This is a genomic window from Variovorax sp. Soil_C_17 (genome assembly GCF_057657265.1).
Genome location: NZ_JBDGIT010000006.1, coordinates 164,777 through 178,720, shown reverse-complemented (window position 1 = coordinate 178,720; position 13,944 = coordinate 164,777). Strand labels below are relative to the sequence as shown.

General features: G+C 67.7%; 17 protein-coding genes. 11 read left to right on the top strand and 6 right to left on the bottom strand.

From position 1 onward, the window contains the following. The first annotated feature begins 1 nt into the window (after position 1). Positions 2–982, top strand: a complete 981-nt coding sequence (locus tag AC3A6Y_RS25680; RefSeq protein ID WP_487871060.1) for a Bug family tripartite tricarboxylate transporter substrate binding protein — start codon at positions 2–4, stop codon at positions 980–982. A 33-nt stretch (positions 983–1,015) separates the two neighbouring features. Here AC3A6Y_RS25680 and AC3A6Y_RS25675 read toward each other — a convergent pair whose 3' ends face one another. Next, positions 1,016–1,465, bottom strand: a complete 450-nt coding sequence (locus AC3A6Y_RS25675; RefSeq protein ID WP_487871059.1) for a CBS domain-containing protein — start codon at positions 1,463–1,465, stop codon at positions 1,016–1,018. Positions 1,466–1,605: 140 nt separating this feature from the next. Between AC3A6Y_RS25675 and AC3A6Y_RS25670 the strand changes: the two genes are divergently transcribed. Together AC3A6Y_RS25670 and AC3A6Y_RS25665 are read left to right on the top strand one after the other, a co-directional pair. Then, positions 1,606–2,913, top strand: coding sequence for an O-acetylhomoserine aminocarboxypropyltransferase (locus tag AC3A6Y_RS25670; RefSeq protein WP_487871058.1), 1,308 nt, complete (start codon positions 1,606–1,608; stop codon positions 2,911–2,913). Beyond that, complete coding sequence (locus AC3A6Y_RS25665; protein ID WP_487871187.1) at positions 2,913–3,719, top strand: alpha/beta fold hydrolase; 807 nt, start codon at positions 2,913–2,915, stop codon at positions 3,717–3,719. Before AC3A6Y_RS25670 ends, AC3A6Y_RS25665 begins: the two co-directional genes overlap by 1 nt. A 47-nt stretch (positions 3,720–3,766) precedes the next feature. Here AC3A6Y_RS25665 and AC3A6Y_RS25660 read toward each other — a convergent pair whose 3' ends face one another. Then, positions 3,767–4,150, bottom strand: coding sequence for a thioredoxin family protein (locus AC3A6Y_RS25660; RefSeq protein WP_487871057.1), 384 nt, complete (start codon positions 4,148–4,150; stop codon positions 3,767–3,769). A gap of 35 nt (positions 4,151–4,185) precedes the next feature. Next, the gene (locus AC3A6Y_RS25655; RefSeq protein WP_487871056.1) at positions 4,186–5,403 is read right to left on the bottom strand and encodes a YihY family inner membrane protein; all 1,218 of its coding nucleotides are present in this window, start codon (positions 5,401–5,403) and stop codon (positions 4,186–4,188) included. Positions 5,404–5,431: 28 nt separating this feature from the next. Here AC3A6Y_RS25655 and AC3A6Y_RS25650 point away from each other — a divergent pair, with 28 nt between their 5' ends. From AC3A6Y_RS25650 to AC3A6Y_RS25615, 8 genes are read left to right on the top strand one after another with little or no spacing between them, the layout of a single operon-like run. Then, entirely contained in the window at positions 5,432–5,857 is a 426-nt protein-coding gene (locus tag AC3A6Y_RS25650; protein WP_487871186.1) for a DUF2069 domain-containing protein, read from the top strand. A gap of 58 nt (positions 5,858–5,915) precedes the next feature. Then, positions 5,916–7,340, top strand: a complete 1,425-nt coding sequence (locus AC3A6Y_RS25645; RefSeq protein ID WP_487871055.1) for an FAD-binding oxidoreductase — start codon at positions 5,916–5,918, stop codon at positions 7,338–7,340. A gap of 48 nt (positions 7,341–7,388) precedes the next feature. Next, positions 7,389–7,688 (top strand): type II toxin-antitoxin system CcdA family antitoxin, encoded by a 300-nt coding sequence (locus AC3A6Y_RS25640; RefSeq protein ID WP_487871054.1) that lies wholly within the window; start codon positions 7,389–7,391, stop codon positions 7,686–7,688. 4 nt (positions 7,689–7,692) lie between these two features. Then, the gene (locus AC3A6Y_RS25635) at positions 7,693–8,007 is read left to right on the top strand and encodes a CcdB family protein (RefSeq protein WP_487871053.1); all 315 of its coding nucleotides are present in this window, start codon (positions 7,693–7,695) and stop codon (positions 8,005–8,007) included. Between the two features lie 14 nt (positions 8,008–8,021). Beyond that, entirely contained in the window at positions 8,022–8,855 is an 834-nt protein-coding gene (locus AC3A6Y_RS25630; protein WP_487871052.1) for a thymidylate synthase, read from the top strand. 15 nt (positions 8,856–8,870) lie between these two features. Further along, positions 8,871–9,371 (top strand): dihydrofolate reductase, encoded by a 501-nt coding sequence (locus AC3A6Y_RS25625; RefSeq protein ID WP_487871051.1) that lies wholly within the window; start codon positions 8,871–8,873, stop codon positions 9,369–9,371. A gap of 28 nt (positions 9,372–9,399) precedes the next feature. Then, entirely contained in the window at positions 9,400–10,179 is a 780-nt protein-coding gene (gene xth / locus AC3A6Y_RS25620) for an exodeoxyribonuclease III (protein ID WP_487871050.1), read from the top strand. Beyond that, positions 10,176–10,691 carry a hypothetical protein gene (locus AC3A6Y_RS25615; RefSeq protein WP_487871049.1) on the top strand — a complete coding sequence of 172 codons (516 nt, stop codon included), beginning with the start codon at positions 10,176–10,178 and terminating at the stop codon, positions 10,689–10,691. The genes xth and AC3A6Y_RS25615 overlap by 4 nt, the downstream gene beginning before the upstream one ends. 43 nt (positions 10,692–10,734) lie before the next feature. Here the strand turns inward: AC3A6Y_RS25615 and ntrC are convergent, their stop codons facing one another. Genes ntrC through AC3A6Y_RS25600 form a run of 3 tightly spaced genes read right to left on the bottom strand, consistent with a single transcriptional unit; the run spans position 10,735 to position 13,861 of the window. Continuing rightward, a complete protein-coding gene (ntrC, locus tag AC3A6Y_RS25610; RefSeq protein ID WP_487871048.1) occupies positions 10,735–12,255 on the bottom strand; it encodes a nitrogen regulation protein NR(I) in 1,521 nt (506 codons plus the stop codon). Positions 12,256–12,275: 20 nt separating this feature from the next. After that, complete coding sequence (gene glnL, locus AC3A6Y_RS25605) at positions 12,276–13,352, bottom strand: nitrogen regulation protein NR(II) (RefSeq protein WP_309970158.1); 1,077 nt, start codon at positions 13,350–13,352, stop codon at positions 12,276–12,278. Beyond that, entirely contained in the window at positions 13,352–13,861 is a 510-nt protein-coding gene (locus tag AC3A6Y_RS25600; protein ID WP_487871047.1) for a hypothetical protein, read from the bottom strand. Before AC3A6Y_RS25600 ends, glnL begins: the two co-directional genes overlap by 1 nt. Positions 13,862–13,944: the final 83 nt, after the last annotated feature.

Genomic DNA, 13,944 nt, shown 5'->3' with positions numbered 1-13,944 from the left:
CATGCCTTCTTTCAAGCCCCTGCTTCTCGCCTCGCTGCTCGCCGCCGCGCTTCCCGTCACCGCCTTCGCCCAGGCCGCCTGGCCGGCCGCCAAGCCCATCACGCTGATCGTCCCCTACTCGGCCGGGGGCAGCGTGGACTTCAACGCGCGCCTGGTCGCCAACAAGCTGGGCGAGCGGCTCAAGCAGTCGGTGGTGATCGAGAACGTGACCGGCGCCGGCGGTGCCATCGGCGTGGCCAAGGCGGCGAACGCAGCCCCCGACGGCTACACGCTGGTGGCCGGGCCGGACAGTGCGATCGCCATCGGCAAGCTGATCAACCCCGCGGCCTTCAAGTTCGATCCGCTCAAGGACCTGGCGCCGGTGGGCATGCTCAACACCGCGCCCATGGTGCTGGTGGCGCGGCCGGGCCTCGAGGTGCGGAGCTACGCGGATTTCGTCAAGCTCGCCAAGGCCGCGCCGGGGAAGTACAACTACGCGACCTCGGGCGTGGGCACGGTGCTGCAGCTCGCGATGGAGTTGCTCAAGGAGCGAAGCGGCATCTTCGTGACCCACGTGCCCTACCGCGGCGGCGCTCAGATCGCCACCGACGTGATCGGCAACCAGGTCGACCTGGCGATGCTGGTCAGCACCAGCGCCATTGCGCATGTGAACGGCGGTCGTCTGAAGGCACTGGGCGTGACCGGGAGCAAGCGGCTGGATGCGCTGCCGAACGTGCCGGCCTTCGACGAGATGCCGGGGCTGAAGGGCTATTCGATGGTGAGCTGGACCGGGATCTTCGCGCCGGCGGGCACGCCCGATGCGACGGTCAAGCGGCTCAATGAAGAGCTCAATGCGGTGCTCAAGGACCCGGAGGTGCGGACCAAGCTGCAGGAGCAAGGCGCGCTGCCGGGCAGCGGCTCGGCCGAGGACTTGGCCAAGTTCGTGCAGGCGGAGTACGCGCGCAATCAGAAGATCGTGCAGGCGGCGAACATCAAGGAGTGATCGGCAGCGCCGTTGTCCCGCCCCTTCGATCGATCACGAAGACTCATCCTCGGCCGGCCAGTCGCGGATGTAGGCCTTGAGCATCTTGTTCTCGAAGTTCTGGCTGTCCACCACCGCCTTGGCCACGTCGTAGAAGCTGATCACGCCCATCAGCATGCGCTTGTCCATCACCGGCATGTAGCGGGCATGGCGTTCGAGCATGATGCGGCGGATCTCGTCGAGGTCGGTTTCCAGCGTGCAGGTGACGGGATGATCGTCCATCGCCTTGCGCACCAGCGTGCCGCCGACCTGCCCGCCGTTGCCCACGATGGCGACGATCACTTCGCGGAAGGTGAGCATGCCCACGAGGTCGCCATGCTCCATGACCACCAGCGACCCGATGTCCTTGTCCGCCATGGTGTTGACGGCGTCGGCCAGGGGTTCGTCGGGCGTGATGGTGTAGAGCGTGTTGCCCTTCACGCGCAGGATGTCGCTGACTTTCATCGTGTTGCTCCTCGCTTGCTCGGCGTGCTGCCGAAATTGAATATAGCCCACAATGGCCGCCCATCCACAGGCCACGTCGTCGGCGCAGGCATTGCGCGCAACGGGGCATTGCAGAAACGATCACGCTTCGAAAGGCTTCCATGCCCGGCTATTCCGACCCCGGCTTCGACACGCTGGCACTGCACGCCGGCGCCGCACCCGACCCGGCCACGGGCGCGCGCGCCGTGCCGATTCATCTGAGCACTTCCTTCGTCTTCGAATCGAGCGACCACGCGGCCGCGCTGTTCAACCTCGAGCGCGCGGGCCACGTGTACTCGCGCATCAGCAACCCGACCAACGCAGTGCTCGAACAGCGCGTGGCGGCGCTCGAAGGCGGCATCGGCGCGATCGCCACCGCCAGCGGGCAGGCCGCGCTGCACCTGTCGATCGCGACGCTGATGGGCGCGGGCGCGCACATCGTCGCCAGCACCGCCCTCTACGGCGGCTCGCAGAATCTCCTGCACTACACGATGCGGCGCTTCGGCATCCAGACCACCTTCGTCAAGCCGGGCGACCTCGACGGCTGGCGCGCCGCGATCCGGCCCGAGACGCGGCTGCTCTTCGGCGAGACGGTGGGCAATCCCGGTCTGGACGTGCTCGACATCCCGGCCGTCAGCGAGATCGCGCATGCGGCCGGCGTGCCGCTGCTGGTGGACTCCACGCTGACCTCGCCCTACCTCGTCAAGCCCTTCGACTGGGGCGCCGACCTGGTCTATCACTCGGCCACCAAGTTCCTCTCCGGCCATGGCACGGTGATCGGCGGCGTGGTGGTCGACGGCGGCAGCTTCGACTGGGAACGCTCGGGCCGCTTCGCGGAGCTGACCCAGGCCTACGAGGGCTTCCACAACATGGTGTTCAGCGAGGAGAGCACGGTGGGCGCCTTCCTGCTGCGCGCGCGCCGCGAGGGGCTGCGCGACTTCGGCGCCTCGATGAGCCCGCACACGGCCTGGCTCATCCTCCAGGGCATCGAGACGCTGCCGCTGCGCATGGAGCGCCACATCGACAACACGCAGAAGGTGGTGGAGTTCCTGGCTTCGCATCCCTTCGTTGCGCACGTGGGTCATCCGCTGCTGGAGTCGCATCCCAGCCATGCGCTGGCGGGCAAGCTGCTGCGCCACGGCGCCAAGGGCGCGGGCGCGGTCTTCAGCTTCGACCTCAAGGGCAATCGGGAGCAGGGCAAGGTCTTCATCGAAGCGCTCAAGCTCTTCAGCCACCTGGCCAACGTCGGGGACTGCCGCAGCCTGGTGATCCATCCTGCGAGCACCACGCACTTCCGCATGACGGACGATGCATTGGCTGCGGCGGGCATCTCGCAGGGCACCATCCGGCTGTCGATCGGGCTGGAAGACCCGGCCGACCTGATCGACGACCTCAAGCGCGCATTGAAGGCCGCGGAAAAGGGGGCATGATGGATCTCGTCGTCAACGGCCACAAGACCTACTGCTACACCGGCGGCAAGCCCTTCGATGCCGCGAAGCCGACCGTGGTGTTCATCCACGGCGTGCTCAACGACCACAGCGTGTGGATTCTGCAAAGCCGCTGGTTCGCGCACCACGGCTGGAACGTGCTGGCGCTCGACCTGCCGGGCCACTGCAGGAGCGAGGGCCCGCCGCCCGCCAGCGTGGAGGAGGCTGCGCAGTTCGTGATCGCGCTGCTGGACGCCGCCGGTGTCGAGAAGGCGGCCCTGGCCGGCCACAGCTTCGGCTCGCTGATCGCGCTGGAGGCCGCGGCGCGTGCGCCGCAGCGCGTGACACACCTGGCGCTGGTCGGCACCGCCTATCCGATGAAGGTGTCGCCGGCGCTGCTCGAGGGCGCGCTGCACGACCCGCAGCGCGCCATCGACATGGTCAACAGCTTCTCGCATTCGATGCTGGCGCCGCCGCCCTCCACGCTGGGCCCGGGCACCTGGCTCTACGGCGGGTCGCGGGCGCTGATGCGCCGCGTGCTGGCGAGCAACCGCGAAGCGAACGTGTTCCACATCGGCTTCAAGGCTTGCAACGAATACGTTGGCGGCGAGGCCGCGATGGCGGCGGTGCAGTGTCCGGTTCTTTTCCTGCTCGGCAAGTCCGACCAGATGACGCCGCTGCGCGCCACGCAGGCACTGCTCGCCAAGGCGCGCGGCGCGCGCGTGGTGCACGTCGCGGCCGGCCATGCGCTGATGAGCGAGGCACCCGACCAGGTGCTGTTCGCGCTGCGGGACTTCCTCGGGGGCTGAGTCGCGGGCGGGCCCCGGCGCAGCGATGCCGAGGGGCGCGTCAACGTCTACGTGACTTGGAAGGTGCCGGGCTCGCGCGCCAGGGCGCCGAGCAGCGTACGGACCTCGGGGCTCGAGGCCTGCGCCGGCTGCAAGGCACCGAGCAAGCGCGCCAGCGTCTCGGCGTGCGGCAGCAACGGCCCGAGGAATCGGGTGCCGGACTCGCCCGCCACCAGCAGGGTGGGGAAGGTCTCGACATCGAAGTCGTCGGCCAGCTCGGCATGGTCCTCGATGTCGACCCAGGCGAAGCGCAAGCTCGGATGCGCGCGCGCGACCTGCTCGAACAGCGGCCGGTACTCGCGGCAGGCGCCGCACCATTCGGCGCAGAGGCAGACGACCCACAGGGTGTCGCCGGCGGCGTGCAGGGTCGCGGGGTTGACGGAATCGTTCAAGGCTGAATGGGTGAGGTTGGAAGGGTGCGCCGCCATTATCGATAGGCCAGCACATCTTGCAGGAGCAGCGTGCGCAAGGGTCCGCGCTGCCACAGGTTATCGAGCGGCGGGGTCCGGGGCAGCAGCAGCTCCTCGAGCAGCGGCTCGAGCGAGGTGCGGCCCGGGTCGGCCAGCAGCACGTAGCGCGGGTCCTCGTTGTCGGGCTCCTCGGCCAAGGGTCCGATCCAATCGAGCGCGACCAGTGTCGCCAGCACCGGCGCCAGCTGCAGCGCATCGACGCGCATGCGCGCCACCAGCTCGGCCGTGCCCAGTCCCTTGGCGGCGGTGGCCTTCGCCTGCGCCAGCTGCTGCAGCGCCTCCACCGCCAGTTGCAGCGGCCAGCCCGGGAAGCCCCCGCGCCGCGCCACGCCGCTCAGCAGGCTGGGCAGGTAGGCGGCGATGACCGCGCCCAGCAGCACGATGACCCACGCAACGTAGATCCAGATCAGCAGGATCGGCACGGTGGCGAAGGCGCCGTAGAGGACCGAGTAGGTCGGCACCAGGCTCAGGTAGTAGGCCAGCACCCGCTTCGCGATCTCGATCGTGGCGGCCACGAAGAAGCCGCCGGCCCAGGCATGGCCCCATTTCACCCGGGTGTTGGGCACGTAGTGGTAGAGCGAGGCCATGCCACCCGCCAGCAGCACGAATTCGAAGGTGTCGAACACCAGCTTGAGCATGCCTCGGCCGACCCACTCGCGCGAGATCGAGAAGACGTAGGCCGTGGTGCTCAGGCTCAGCGCCAGCACCAGGGGGCCGAGCGTGATGGCGGCCCAGTAGATCAGCACCCGCTGCGCGAAGGGCCGCGGCCTGCGCACGCGCCAGATGTTGTTGAGCGTCTTGTCGATGGTGAGGATCAGCGCGAAGGCCGTGGCCAGCAGCACCAGCAGACCCGCGACGCCCAGCCCGCTGGCCTTGCTCGCGAACGTGTTGAGGTAACCCAGCACCTGGCGCGCGATGTTGTCGGGGATCAGGCTCTCGATCAGCCAGCGCTGCACCCGCCCCTGCATGGTCGCGAACATGGGGAACACCGTGAACAGCGCGAGCGCCACGGTGAAGAAGGGCACCATCGCGATGGTGGTGGTGAAGGTCAGGCTGCTGGCCGTGAGGCCCAGGCGATCTTCACGGAAGCGCTCGCCCAGCACCGCGGCCGTGTTGCCCCAGGGAAAATTCGAAAGATCCCTCCAGAGTTGCTGGCGATTCATGGCGGCTATCATGCCATCGGGTCCCGCGCCAGCCGGGCGCCTGCCATCCCGATCCAGCCCTTCCGTGACCGCTCCCGCCATTCCCTCCTCCGTTTCCGCCACGCGCTGGCTCGCCGTCGGCAGCCTGCTCGGGCTGATCGTGCTCGGGCTGGCCTGGGAACTGTGGCTCGCGCCGCTGCGCCCGGGCGGCTCGTGGCTCGCGCTCAAGGTGCTGCCGCTGGCGATCCCGTTGGCCGGGCTGCTGAAGAACCGGATGTACACCTACCGCTGGGTCAGCTTGCTGGTCTGGCTTTATTTCACCGAGGGCGTGGTGCGCGCGTGGAGCGACATCGGCGGCACGGGCCGCCTGCTGGCGCTGCTCGAGGTCGTGCTGTGCCTCGCGCTTTTCGCGGCCTGCGCCTGGCATGTGCGCCTGCGTCTGCGTCATGCGCGGGCTGCCCGCGAATTGGAAGGAGTTGCGCCATGAGACGCTGCGTCGTCCCCAAGTCGAATTGCACCGCAGCGCGTAGCGCGGAGATGACCGAATGAGCACCCTGTTGATCGACAAGCTGCGCGCCGTCGTCGGCGCCGCCAACGTGCTGACCGAGGGCGACCTCGGCGCGTGGGAAGAGGACTGGCGCAAGCGCTCCCGCGGCAAGGCGCTGGCCGTGGTGCGGCCCGGCAGCACGCAGCAGGTGGCCGAGGTGGTGAAGGCCTGCGCCGCGGCCGGCCGCGCGATCGTGCCGCAGGGCGGCAACACCGGCCTCGCGGTCGGGTCGATCCCCGACGAGAGCGGCACCCAAATCGTGCTGAGCCTGCAGCGCATGAACGCCATCCGCGGCATCGATGCCGCCAACCTCACCATGACGGTGGAGGCCGGCTGCGTGCTGCAGACGCTGCAGGAGACGGCCGAGAAGGCCGGCTTCCTGTTCCCGCTGAGCCTCGCGGCCGAGGGCAGCTGCACCATCGGCGGCAATCTCGCGACCAATGCCGGCGGCACGCAGGTGCTGCGCTACGGCAACGCGCGCGACCTGTGCCTGGGGCTGGAGGTGGTGACGCCGCAGGGCGGCATCTGGCAGGGCACCAGCGGGCTGCGCAAGGACAACACGGGCTACGACCTGCGCGACCTGATGATCGGCAGCGAGGGCACGCTGGGCATCATCACCGCGGCCACCCTCAAGCTCTACCCGCTGCCGGCCGCGCAGCTCACCGCCTGGGCGGCCGTGCCCACGCTGGAGCAGGCGGTCGAGCTGCTGGGCCTGGCCCACAAGCGCCTGGGCGCCGGGCTCACGGGTTTCGAGGTGATGGGCCGCTTTGCGCTGAGTCTGGTGGCCAAGCATTTCCCCACCCTGCGCGTACCCTTCATCGAGGACGACGGCGTGCCCTACTGCGTGCTGCTGGAGAACTCCGACAACGAATCGGAAGACCATGCACGCGCCCGCTTCGAAGCCCTGCTCGAGACCGCCTTCGAAGCCGGCTGCGTCAGCGATGCGGTGGTGGCCGAGAACCTGACGCAGGCGCACCAGCTCTGGCATGTGCGCGAGAGCATTCCGCTGGCCCAGGCCGAGGAAGGGCTCAACATCAAGCACGACATCTCGATCCCGGTCTCGCGCATTCCGGACTTCGTGCAGCAGACCGATGCGCTGCTCGAATACGAGCTGCCGGGCGTGCGGCTGGTGAACTTCGGACACCTGGGCGACGGCAACCTGCACTACAACGTGCAGGCGCCGGCCGGTGCCCGCAACGGGGACTTCCTGCGCGACCACGAGGCGCGTATCAATACGCTGGTCTACGAGGCGGTCCGCCAGTTCGAAGGCTCCTTCTCCGCCGAGCACGGCGTGGGCTCGCTCAAGGTCGAGACGCTGGAGAAGCACAAGTCGCCGGTCGCGCTGGAGATGATGCGCGCCATCAAGCGGGCGCTTGATCCGCAGAACCTGCTGAATCCGGGTCGGGTGATTCGACTGCCATGAAGCATGCGCGTAAACTGTGCGCATCACTGATGAGCAAGGAGTCGCTGCATGCTTCGATTCGACAACGCCCCCAAGAAGGCCACCAACCTGACGCTCAACAGCAAAGTACTCGAGGTCGCGCGCGAACTGGGCATGAACGTTTCGCAGACGGTTGATGCATTGCTTGCCAAGGAAGTGGAACGCGTCTACTGGGAACAGTGGAAAGAGCGGAACAAGGATGCCATCGAGGACTACAACGCGCGCATCCGACGCGAAGGCATCTGGGGCGCGAAGTACCGCACCTTTGCGCGCAGTCCGGGAGATGGTCGCGTCGCCGACGAGGACCACGGCAAGAAGAAGGCCGCTTGAAATCATGGGACGCTATGACGTCTACCAGAATCCCGATAAGTCCGAGCACCGGCATACGCCCTTCGTGCTGGACATCCAGAACGACCATCTCGATGCCGTGGAAACACGCATCGTCATTCCAATGCGCGACGCACGTTCGCACGGGATGCGCCTGGAGCGTGTTCACCCTTCGTTTCGCATCCAGGAACGCGAGGTCGTCCTCGACACGCCCACCATGGCAACCTTTCCGCGCAGCTGGCTGCGCTCGCCCGTTGCCAGCCTGCGCGGCGAACAGCGTCAAATCCAGGAAGCTCTGGATGCCCTGTTCGGCTCTTACTGACAAGCTCTGACCCCATGCCCTCCCACCCCACCCGCTCCCAATACGAAGACTTCATGCGCCACGTCGACACCCACGGCGTGCACAAGAGCGACCGCACCGGCACCGGCACCAAGAGCGTGTTCGGCCACCAGATGCGCTTCGACCTGGCCGAAGGCTTTCCGCTGGTCACCACCAAGAAGGTGCACCTCAAGTCCATCATCCAGGAGCTGCTGTGGTTCCTGACCGGCTCCAGCAACAACAACTGGCTGAAGGAGCGCGGCGTCACCATCTGGGACGAATGGGCGCGCGAAGACGGCGACCTGGGCCCGGTCTACGGGGTGCAGTGGCGCAGCTGGCCGACGCCGGACGGCGGCCACATCGACCAGATCCAGCAAGTCATCGACACGCTGAAGACCAACCCCGACTCGCGCCGCATCATCGTCAGCGCCTGGAACGTGGCCGAGCTGTCGAAGATGGCGCTGATGCCCTGCCATGCCTTCTTCCAGTTCTACGTGGCCCCGCCCCAAACCGAAGGTGAGCGCGGCAAGCTGAGCTGCCAGCTCTACCAGCGCAGCGCCGACATCTTCCTGGGCGTGCCCTTCAACATCGCGAGCTACGCGCTGCTCACGCACATGGTCGCGCAGCAGTGCGAGCTGGACGTCGGCGATTTCATCTGGACCGGCGGCGACTGCCACATCTACAGCAACCACGCCGAGCAGGTGGCGCTGCAGCTGAGCCGCACGCCCTACCCCTACCCCACGCTCGTCATCAAGCGCAAGCCGGCGTCGATTTTCGACTACGCGTACGAGGACTTCGAAGTGGTGGACTACCGGCATCACGACGCCATCAAGGCGCCCGTTGCCGTCTAGGAAGCAAAGAGCAGCATGGCCACCCGCATCAACCTCATCCTCGCCCGCGCCGCCAACGGCGTGATCGGCCACGAGGGCTCCATGCCCTGGCACCTGCCCGAGGACTTGGCGCACTTCAAGCGGCAGACCGCCGGCGCGCCGGTGATCATGGGCCGCCGGACCTGGGACTCGCTGCCCCCGCGCTTCCGCCCGCTCTCGGGCCGCCGCAACATCGTGATCACCCGCCAGGCCGACTGGCAGGCCGAAGGCGCCGAGCGCGCTGCCGACCTGCACGAGGCCTTGGCGCGCTGCGAGGAAGCGCAGGAGCCCGAGGTGTGGGTGATCGGCGGCGCGCAGATCTATGCCGAGGCCGAGCCGCTCGCGCACCGCGCGCTGGTGACCGAGATCGGGCGCGACTTCGAAGGCGACGCCTGGGCGCCACGCTTCGACGTCTCCTGGCGCGAGACGGCGCGCGAGTCGCATGTCTCGGCCAATGGCCTGCCCTACAGCTTCATCACGCTCGAACGCCCAGAGTGACGTTCCGGACCCACCACGCAAGCCGTTCATGAAAATCGCCACCTGGAACGTCAACTCCCTCACGGCCCGGCTCCAGCACGTGCTGGACTGGCTGATCGCCAATCCCATCGATGTGCTGTGCCTGCAGGAGCTCAAGATGAGCGACGACAAGTTCCCGCTGGATGTGCTGCAGTCCGCCGGCTACAACGCGGCGGTGTTCGGCCAGCGGACCTACAACGGCGTCGCCATCCTGAGCCTCGCGCCTTTGCGCGATGTCGCGAAGAACATCGGCGGCTTCGCGGACGACCATTCGCGCGTCATCAGCGCGACGGTCGACACGCCCGCCGGTCCGCTGCGCGTCGTCAACGGCTACTTCGTCAACGGACAGGCGCCCGGCACCGAGAAGTTCGCCTACAAGATGAGCTGGCTGCGCGCGCTGCGCGACTGGCTGGGCGAGGAGCTGGCGGCGCATCCGCAGCTCGCACTGCTGGGCGACTTCAATATCGCGCCCGAAGACCGCGACAGCTTCGACCCCGTGGGCCTGGCGGAGACCATCCATCACACGACCGAAGAGCGCGAGCATTTCAAGGCTCTGCTGCAGCTCGGGCTGGTCGACAGCTTCCGCCTGTTCGAGCAGCCGGAGAAGAGCTACTCGTGGTGGGACTACCGCATGCTGGGCTACCAGAAGAACCGCGGGCTGCGCATCGACCACATCCTGGTGAGCGAAGCGCTGGTGCCGCGGGCGAAGGGCTGCGTCATCGACCGCGTACCGCGCAAATGGGAGAAGCCCAGCGACCATGCACCCGTCATCCTGGAGCTCGAAGCATGAAAACCACCTTGTTCAAGGCTGCGCTGCTCGCGGCCGCACTGAGCCTTTCCGCCTGTTCGATTTTCAAGCCGGAGGCCGCAGCGCCCACGGCTTCGCGCGACACCGACAAGCCGGCGGACGAAGTGTCCAGGCCCTCGGCCGAGGCGCCGAGCGTGCGCCTCATCACCATGCAGACGCCGGCCGTGCGAGCCTACCGGAAAGTCGGTGCCCGGCACATCTACAACGCCTACCCCAAGCGCATCTACAAGGGGAAGATTCCGCCGCTCGTGTATGCGGTGGTGGTGACCGAAACCGACATCGACGCCACGGGCCGCGTGACGGGCGTGCACTTCAGCCGCACGCCGAGCCACGCGCCGGAGGTCAGCGGCAAGATTGCCGAATTGATCAAGGATGCCTCGCCGCTGCCGAACCCGGGCAAGGTCGGCGCGCACACCTATGTCGACACCTGGCTGTGGGACAAGAGCGGCCAGTTCCAGCTCGACACGCTGACGCTGGGCCAGCGCAGCCGCTGAGCACGGGCCGCGTGCCGGCTCTGCTTCGGGCCCTGCGCCAGCCCTACTCCAGGCCCAGCTCCTGGATCTTGCGGGTGATGGTGTTGCGGCCGATGCCGAGCTTTTGCGCCGCCTCGATGCGGCGGCCGCGCGTGTTGGCCAGGGCCGTGAGGATCAGGCGCGATTCGAAGCGGCGCGACAGCGTGTCCCACACATCGTGGCGGCCGGCTGCCAGCAGGCTCTGGGCCTCCTGTTCGAGCCCGCTTTCCCAGCCGACCTGAGCGCCGGCGGCCGCCGCCACGGGCGGCACCGCGGCAGCGGAGGCGACCGACGGAGCGGCCGGCTCGCGGTCGGCGACTTCCGCCGCCGCCACCGGCGCCGTGCTCGACGCGGCGAGCGGCCCCTCGACCGCTGCGCCCGCCATCACCTCGGGCGGCAGGTCCTTGGCCTCGATCAGCTGCGCCGGCGCCATCACGGTGAGCCAGTGGCAGATGTTCTCGAGCTGCCGGACGTTGCCGGGGAAGGAGAAGGTCGACAGGCGCGCCAGCGCCGCATCCGAAATGCGCTTGGGCTCGACGCCGAGTTGCTTGGCGCTCTGCTGCAGGAAGTGGCGGGTGAGCGCGGGCACGTCCTCGCCGCGTTCGCGCAACGCCGGCAGGCGCAGCCGGATCACGTTGAGGCGGTGGAACAGGTCCTCGCGGAAGCCCCCCAGCTTCACGCGCTGCTCCAGGTCCTGGTGCGTGGCCGCGATCACGCGCACGTTGGCCTTGACCGAGTTGTGGCCGCCCACCCGATAGAAATGCCCGTCGCTCAGCACGCGCAAGAGGCGCGTCTGCAGGTCGAAGGGCATGTCGCCGATCTCGTCGAGAAACAGCGTGCCGCCCTCGGCCTGTTCGAAGCGGCCGCGCCGCATGGTCTGCGCGCCGGTGAAGGCGCCGCGCTCGTGGCCGAAGAGCTCGCTCTCGAGCAGGTCCTTCGGGATCGCGGCGGTGTTGATCGCCACGAAGGGCCCGTTGGCCCGCGGCGAATGCTTGTGCAGCGCGCGCGCAACCAGTTCCTTGCCGCTGCCGGACTCGCCGGTGATGAGCACCGTGACGTTGCTCTGCGACAGGCGCCCGATGGCGCGGAACACGTCCTGCATGGCCGGCGCCTGGCCCAGCATCTCGGGGGCGGCGGCCATGCGCTCCTCGGCCACTTCCTCGCGCTGGCTTTCGTCGACGGCGCGGCGGATCAGCTCCACCGCGCGCGGCAGGTCGAAGGGCTTGGGCAGGTATTCGAAGGCGCCGCCCTGGAAGGCCGAGACGGCGCTGTCGAGGTCGGAGAAGGCGGTCATGATGATGACCGGCAGGCCGGGATGCTTGGCCTTGATCTTGTCGAGCAGGTCCAGGCCCGAGCCGCCCGGCATGCGGATGTCGCTCACCAGGACCTGGGGGCCCTGCGTCTCGTCGTCGGCCGCGGCCTCGAGTGCCGCGAGCACTTCGCGGGTGTTGGTGAAGCTGCGGGTGGGCAGGTCTTCGCGCAGCAGCGCTTTTTCGAGCACGAAGCGTATCGATTGGTCGTCATCCACTATCCAGATCGGCTTCATGCAGTTCCTTCTTCCCTGTCCTAAGGCAACGGTATCAATATCTTGAAATCAGTCCGGCCCGGAACACTGTCGCACTCGATCACGCCGTGGTGCTGTTGCACGAAAGTTTGTGCCAGCGTCAATCCAAGGCCAGTACCGCCTTCCCTGCCCGACACCAGCGGGTAGAAGATGCGGTCCTTGATCGCGTCCGGCACACCCGGTCCATTGTCGATGACATGCAATTCCAGTGCCAGTCGATACCACTGCTTGTTGAATATCACCTGACGCGCGACGCGGGTCTTGAAGGTGATGCGCGCATCGCCCGCCGCGCGCCGCTCGGCGAGCGCCTGCGCTGCGTTGTGAACGATGTTGAGCGTGGCCTGGATCAGTTGCTCGCGATCGCCGCGGAACTCCGGGATCGACACGTCGAAGTCGCGCTCGATGTGCAGGTCGCGCGGGAACTCCGCGAGGATGACCGAGCGCACGCGTTCGCAGACCTCGTGGATGTTGACGTCGCCCACCACGTGCGGCCGCCGGTGCGGCGCCAGCAGGCGATCGACCAGCGTCTGCAGGCGATCGGCCTCGTGGATGATGACCTGCGTGTATTCCACCTGGTCGCGCGATTCCACTTCCATCTGCAGCAGCTGCGCCGCGCCGCGGATGCCGCCGAGCGGGTTCTTGATCTCGTGCGCGAGGTTGCGGATCAGCTCCTTGTTGGCCTGCGCCTGGTCCAGCAGGCGCTCCTCGCGGTCCTGCCGCACCTGCTGCTCGAGCGGCGACATCTCGATGATCAGCTCGCCCGCACGGTCGCCCTGCGCAAGCGTGACCTGCACCGGCATCAGCTCGTGATTGACGCGGCGCAGGAAGGCCTCGTAGCGCAGCGTGGCGAAGTCGTTGCTGCGCGCGCCTTCGATGGCAGTGCGCAGTACCTGGGGCTCGTGAAAGCAGGCGCCGAACTGCGAGCCTTCGAGCGTGCGGCGCGAAGTGCCCAGTGCGTCCTCGAGGCCGGCATTGGCGAAAAGCACCGAGCCGTCGGTGCGCACCACCGCGATCAGCGTGGAGAGGAGATCGAAGGCCTGGAAGCGCTTGGCGGCAGCAGCAGACTTGCCAAAGGCCATCAACGCTGGGCCGGCAGGCGACCGATCTCGCGGCGGATGCCGGCAATGTCGCTCTCGTTGCGGGAGATCTCGGCCTTCATCTCGGCCACCCGGTCGAGGTACTTCTGATAGTTGCGGGCTTCGCCGCCCTGCTTTTCGGGCTCGCCGTTGTTGTATTCCTTGAGCAGCTGGGCCTGGCGCTCCTCGGCCTTCTTGAGCTCGGACTCCAGCACCGAGCGGGCTTCGCCGTCCCGGGCACGCTGGTCGACACCCTCGACACGCGGGCTGCCGGCCGGCGCGCGCACGGCGGAGGTGCTGCTGCTGGCGGCCGCGGCGGCGACCGGGCGGCTGCCCTGGACGATGGTAACGTTGCCGCCTTCCATGACCTTGCAGCCGCGCTGCTGGGCCATGGTGGCGTTGTTGGTGTATTCGTTGCCGCAGCGCCAGACGCGCTCCTGCTGCGCCTGGGCCTGCACATGGACGCCGGCCACTGCCAGTGCGGCCAGCAGGTAAACGAAAGAAGTCTTCATGATCGTCGTAGGAAAGTGGGCAACCGGATGGCATTTTCATGCAATTCGATGGTGCTGCCACAAGGGGCCGGCGCCCCAAGAAA

Excerpts from the sequence above, each read along its gene's own strand:
- xth (WP_487871050.1), top strand. The coding sequence starts at position 9,400 with ATGAAAATCGCCACCTGGAACGTCAACTCCCTCACGGCCCGGCTCCAG.
- AC3A6Y_RS25600 (WP_487871047.1), bottom strand. The coding sequence starts at position 13,861 with ATGAAGACTTCTTTCGTTTACCTGCTGGCCGCACTGGCAGTGGCCGGC.
- AC3A6Y_RS25625 (WP_487871051.1), top strand. The coding sequence starts at position 8,871 with ATGGCCACCCGCATCAACCTCATCCTCGCCCGCGCCGCCAACGGCGTG.
- AC3A6Y_RS25670 (WP_487871058.1), top strand. The coding sequence starts at position 1,606 with ATGCCCGGCTATTCCGACCCCGGCTTCGACACGCTGGCACTGCACGCC.
- AC3A6Y_RS25635 (WP_487871053.1), top strand. The coding sequence starts at position 7,693 with ATGGGACGCTATGACGTCTACCAGAATCCCGATAAGTCCGAGCACCGG.
- AC3A6Y_RS25675 (WP_487871059.1), bottom strand. The coding sequence starts at position 1,465 with ATGAAAGTCAGCGACATCCTGCGCGTGAAGGGCAACACGCTCTACACC.
- AC3A6Y_RS25615 (WP_487871049.1), top strand. The coding sequence starts at position 10,176 with ATGAAAACCACCTTGTTCAAGGCTGCGCTGCTCGCGGCCGCACTGAGC.
- AC3A6Y_RS25655 (WP_487871056.1), bottom strand. The coding sequence starts at position 5,403 with ATGATAGCCGCCATGAATCGCCAGCAACTCTGGAGGGATCTTTCGAAT.
- AC3A6Y_RS25645 (WP_487871055.1), top strand. The coding sequence starts at position 5,916 with ATGAGCACCCTGTTGATCGACAAGCTGCGCGCCGTCGTCGGCGCCGCC.
- AC3A6Y_RS25630 (WP_487871052.1), top strand. The coding sequence starts at position 8,022 with ATGCCCTCCCACCCCACCCGCTCCCAATACGAAGACTTCATGCGCCAC.
- AC3A6Y_RS25640 (WP_487871054.1), top strand. The coding sequence starts at position 7,389 with ATGCTTCGATTCGACAACGCCCCCAAGAAGGCCACCAACCTGACGCTC.
- AC3A6Y_RS25665 (WP_487871187.1), top strand. The coding sequence starts at position 2,913 with ATGGATCTCGTCGTCAACGGCCACAAGACCTACTGCTACACCGGCGGC.
- AC3A6Y_RS25680 (WP_487871060.1), top strand. The coding sequence starts at position 2 with ATGCCTTCTTTCAAGCCCCTGCTTCTCGCCTCGCTGCTCGCCGCCGCG.
- ntrC (WP_487871048.1), bottom strand. The coding sequence starts at position 12,255 with ATGAAGCCGATCTGGATAGTGGATGACGACCAATCGATACGCTTCGTG.
- glnL (WP_309970158.1), bottom strand. The coding sequence starts at position 13,352 with ATGGCCTTTGGCAAGTCTGCTGCTGCCGCCAAGCGCTTCCAGGCCTTC.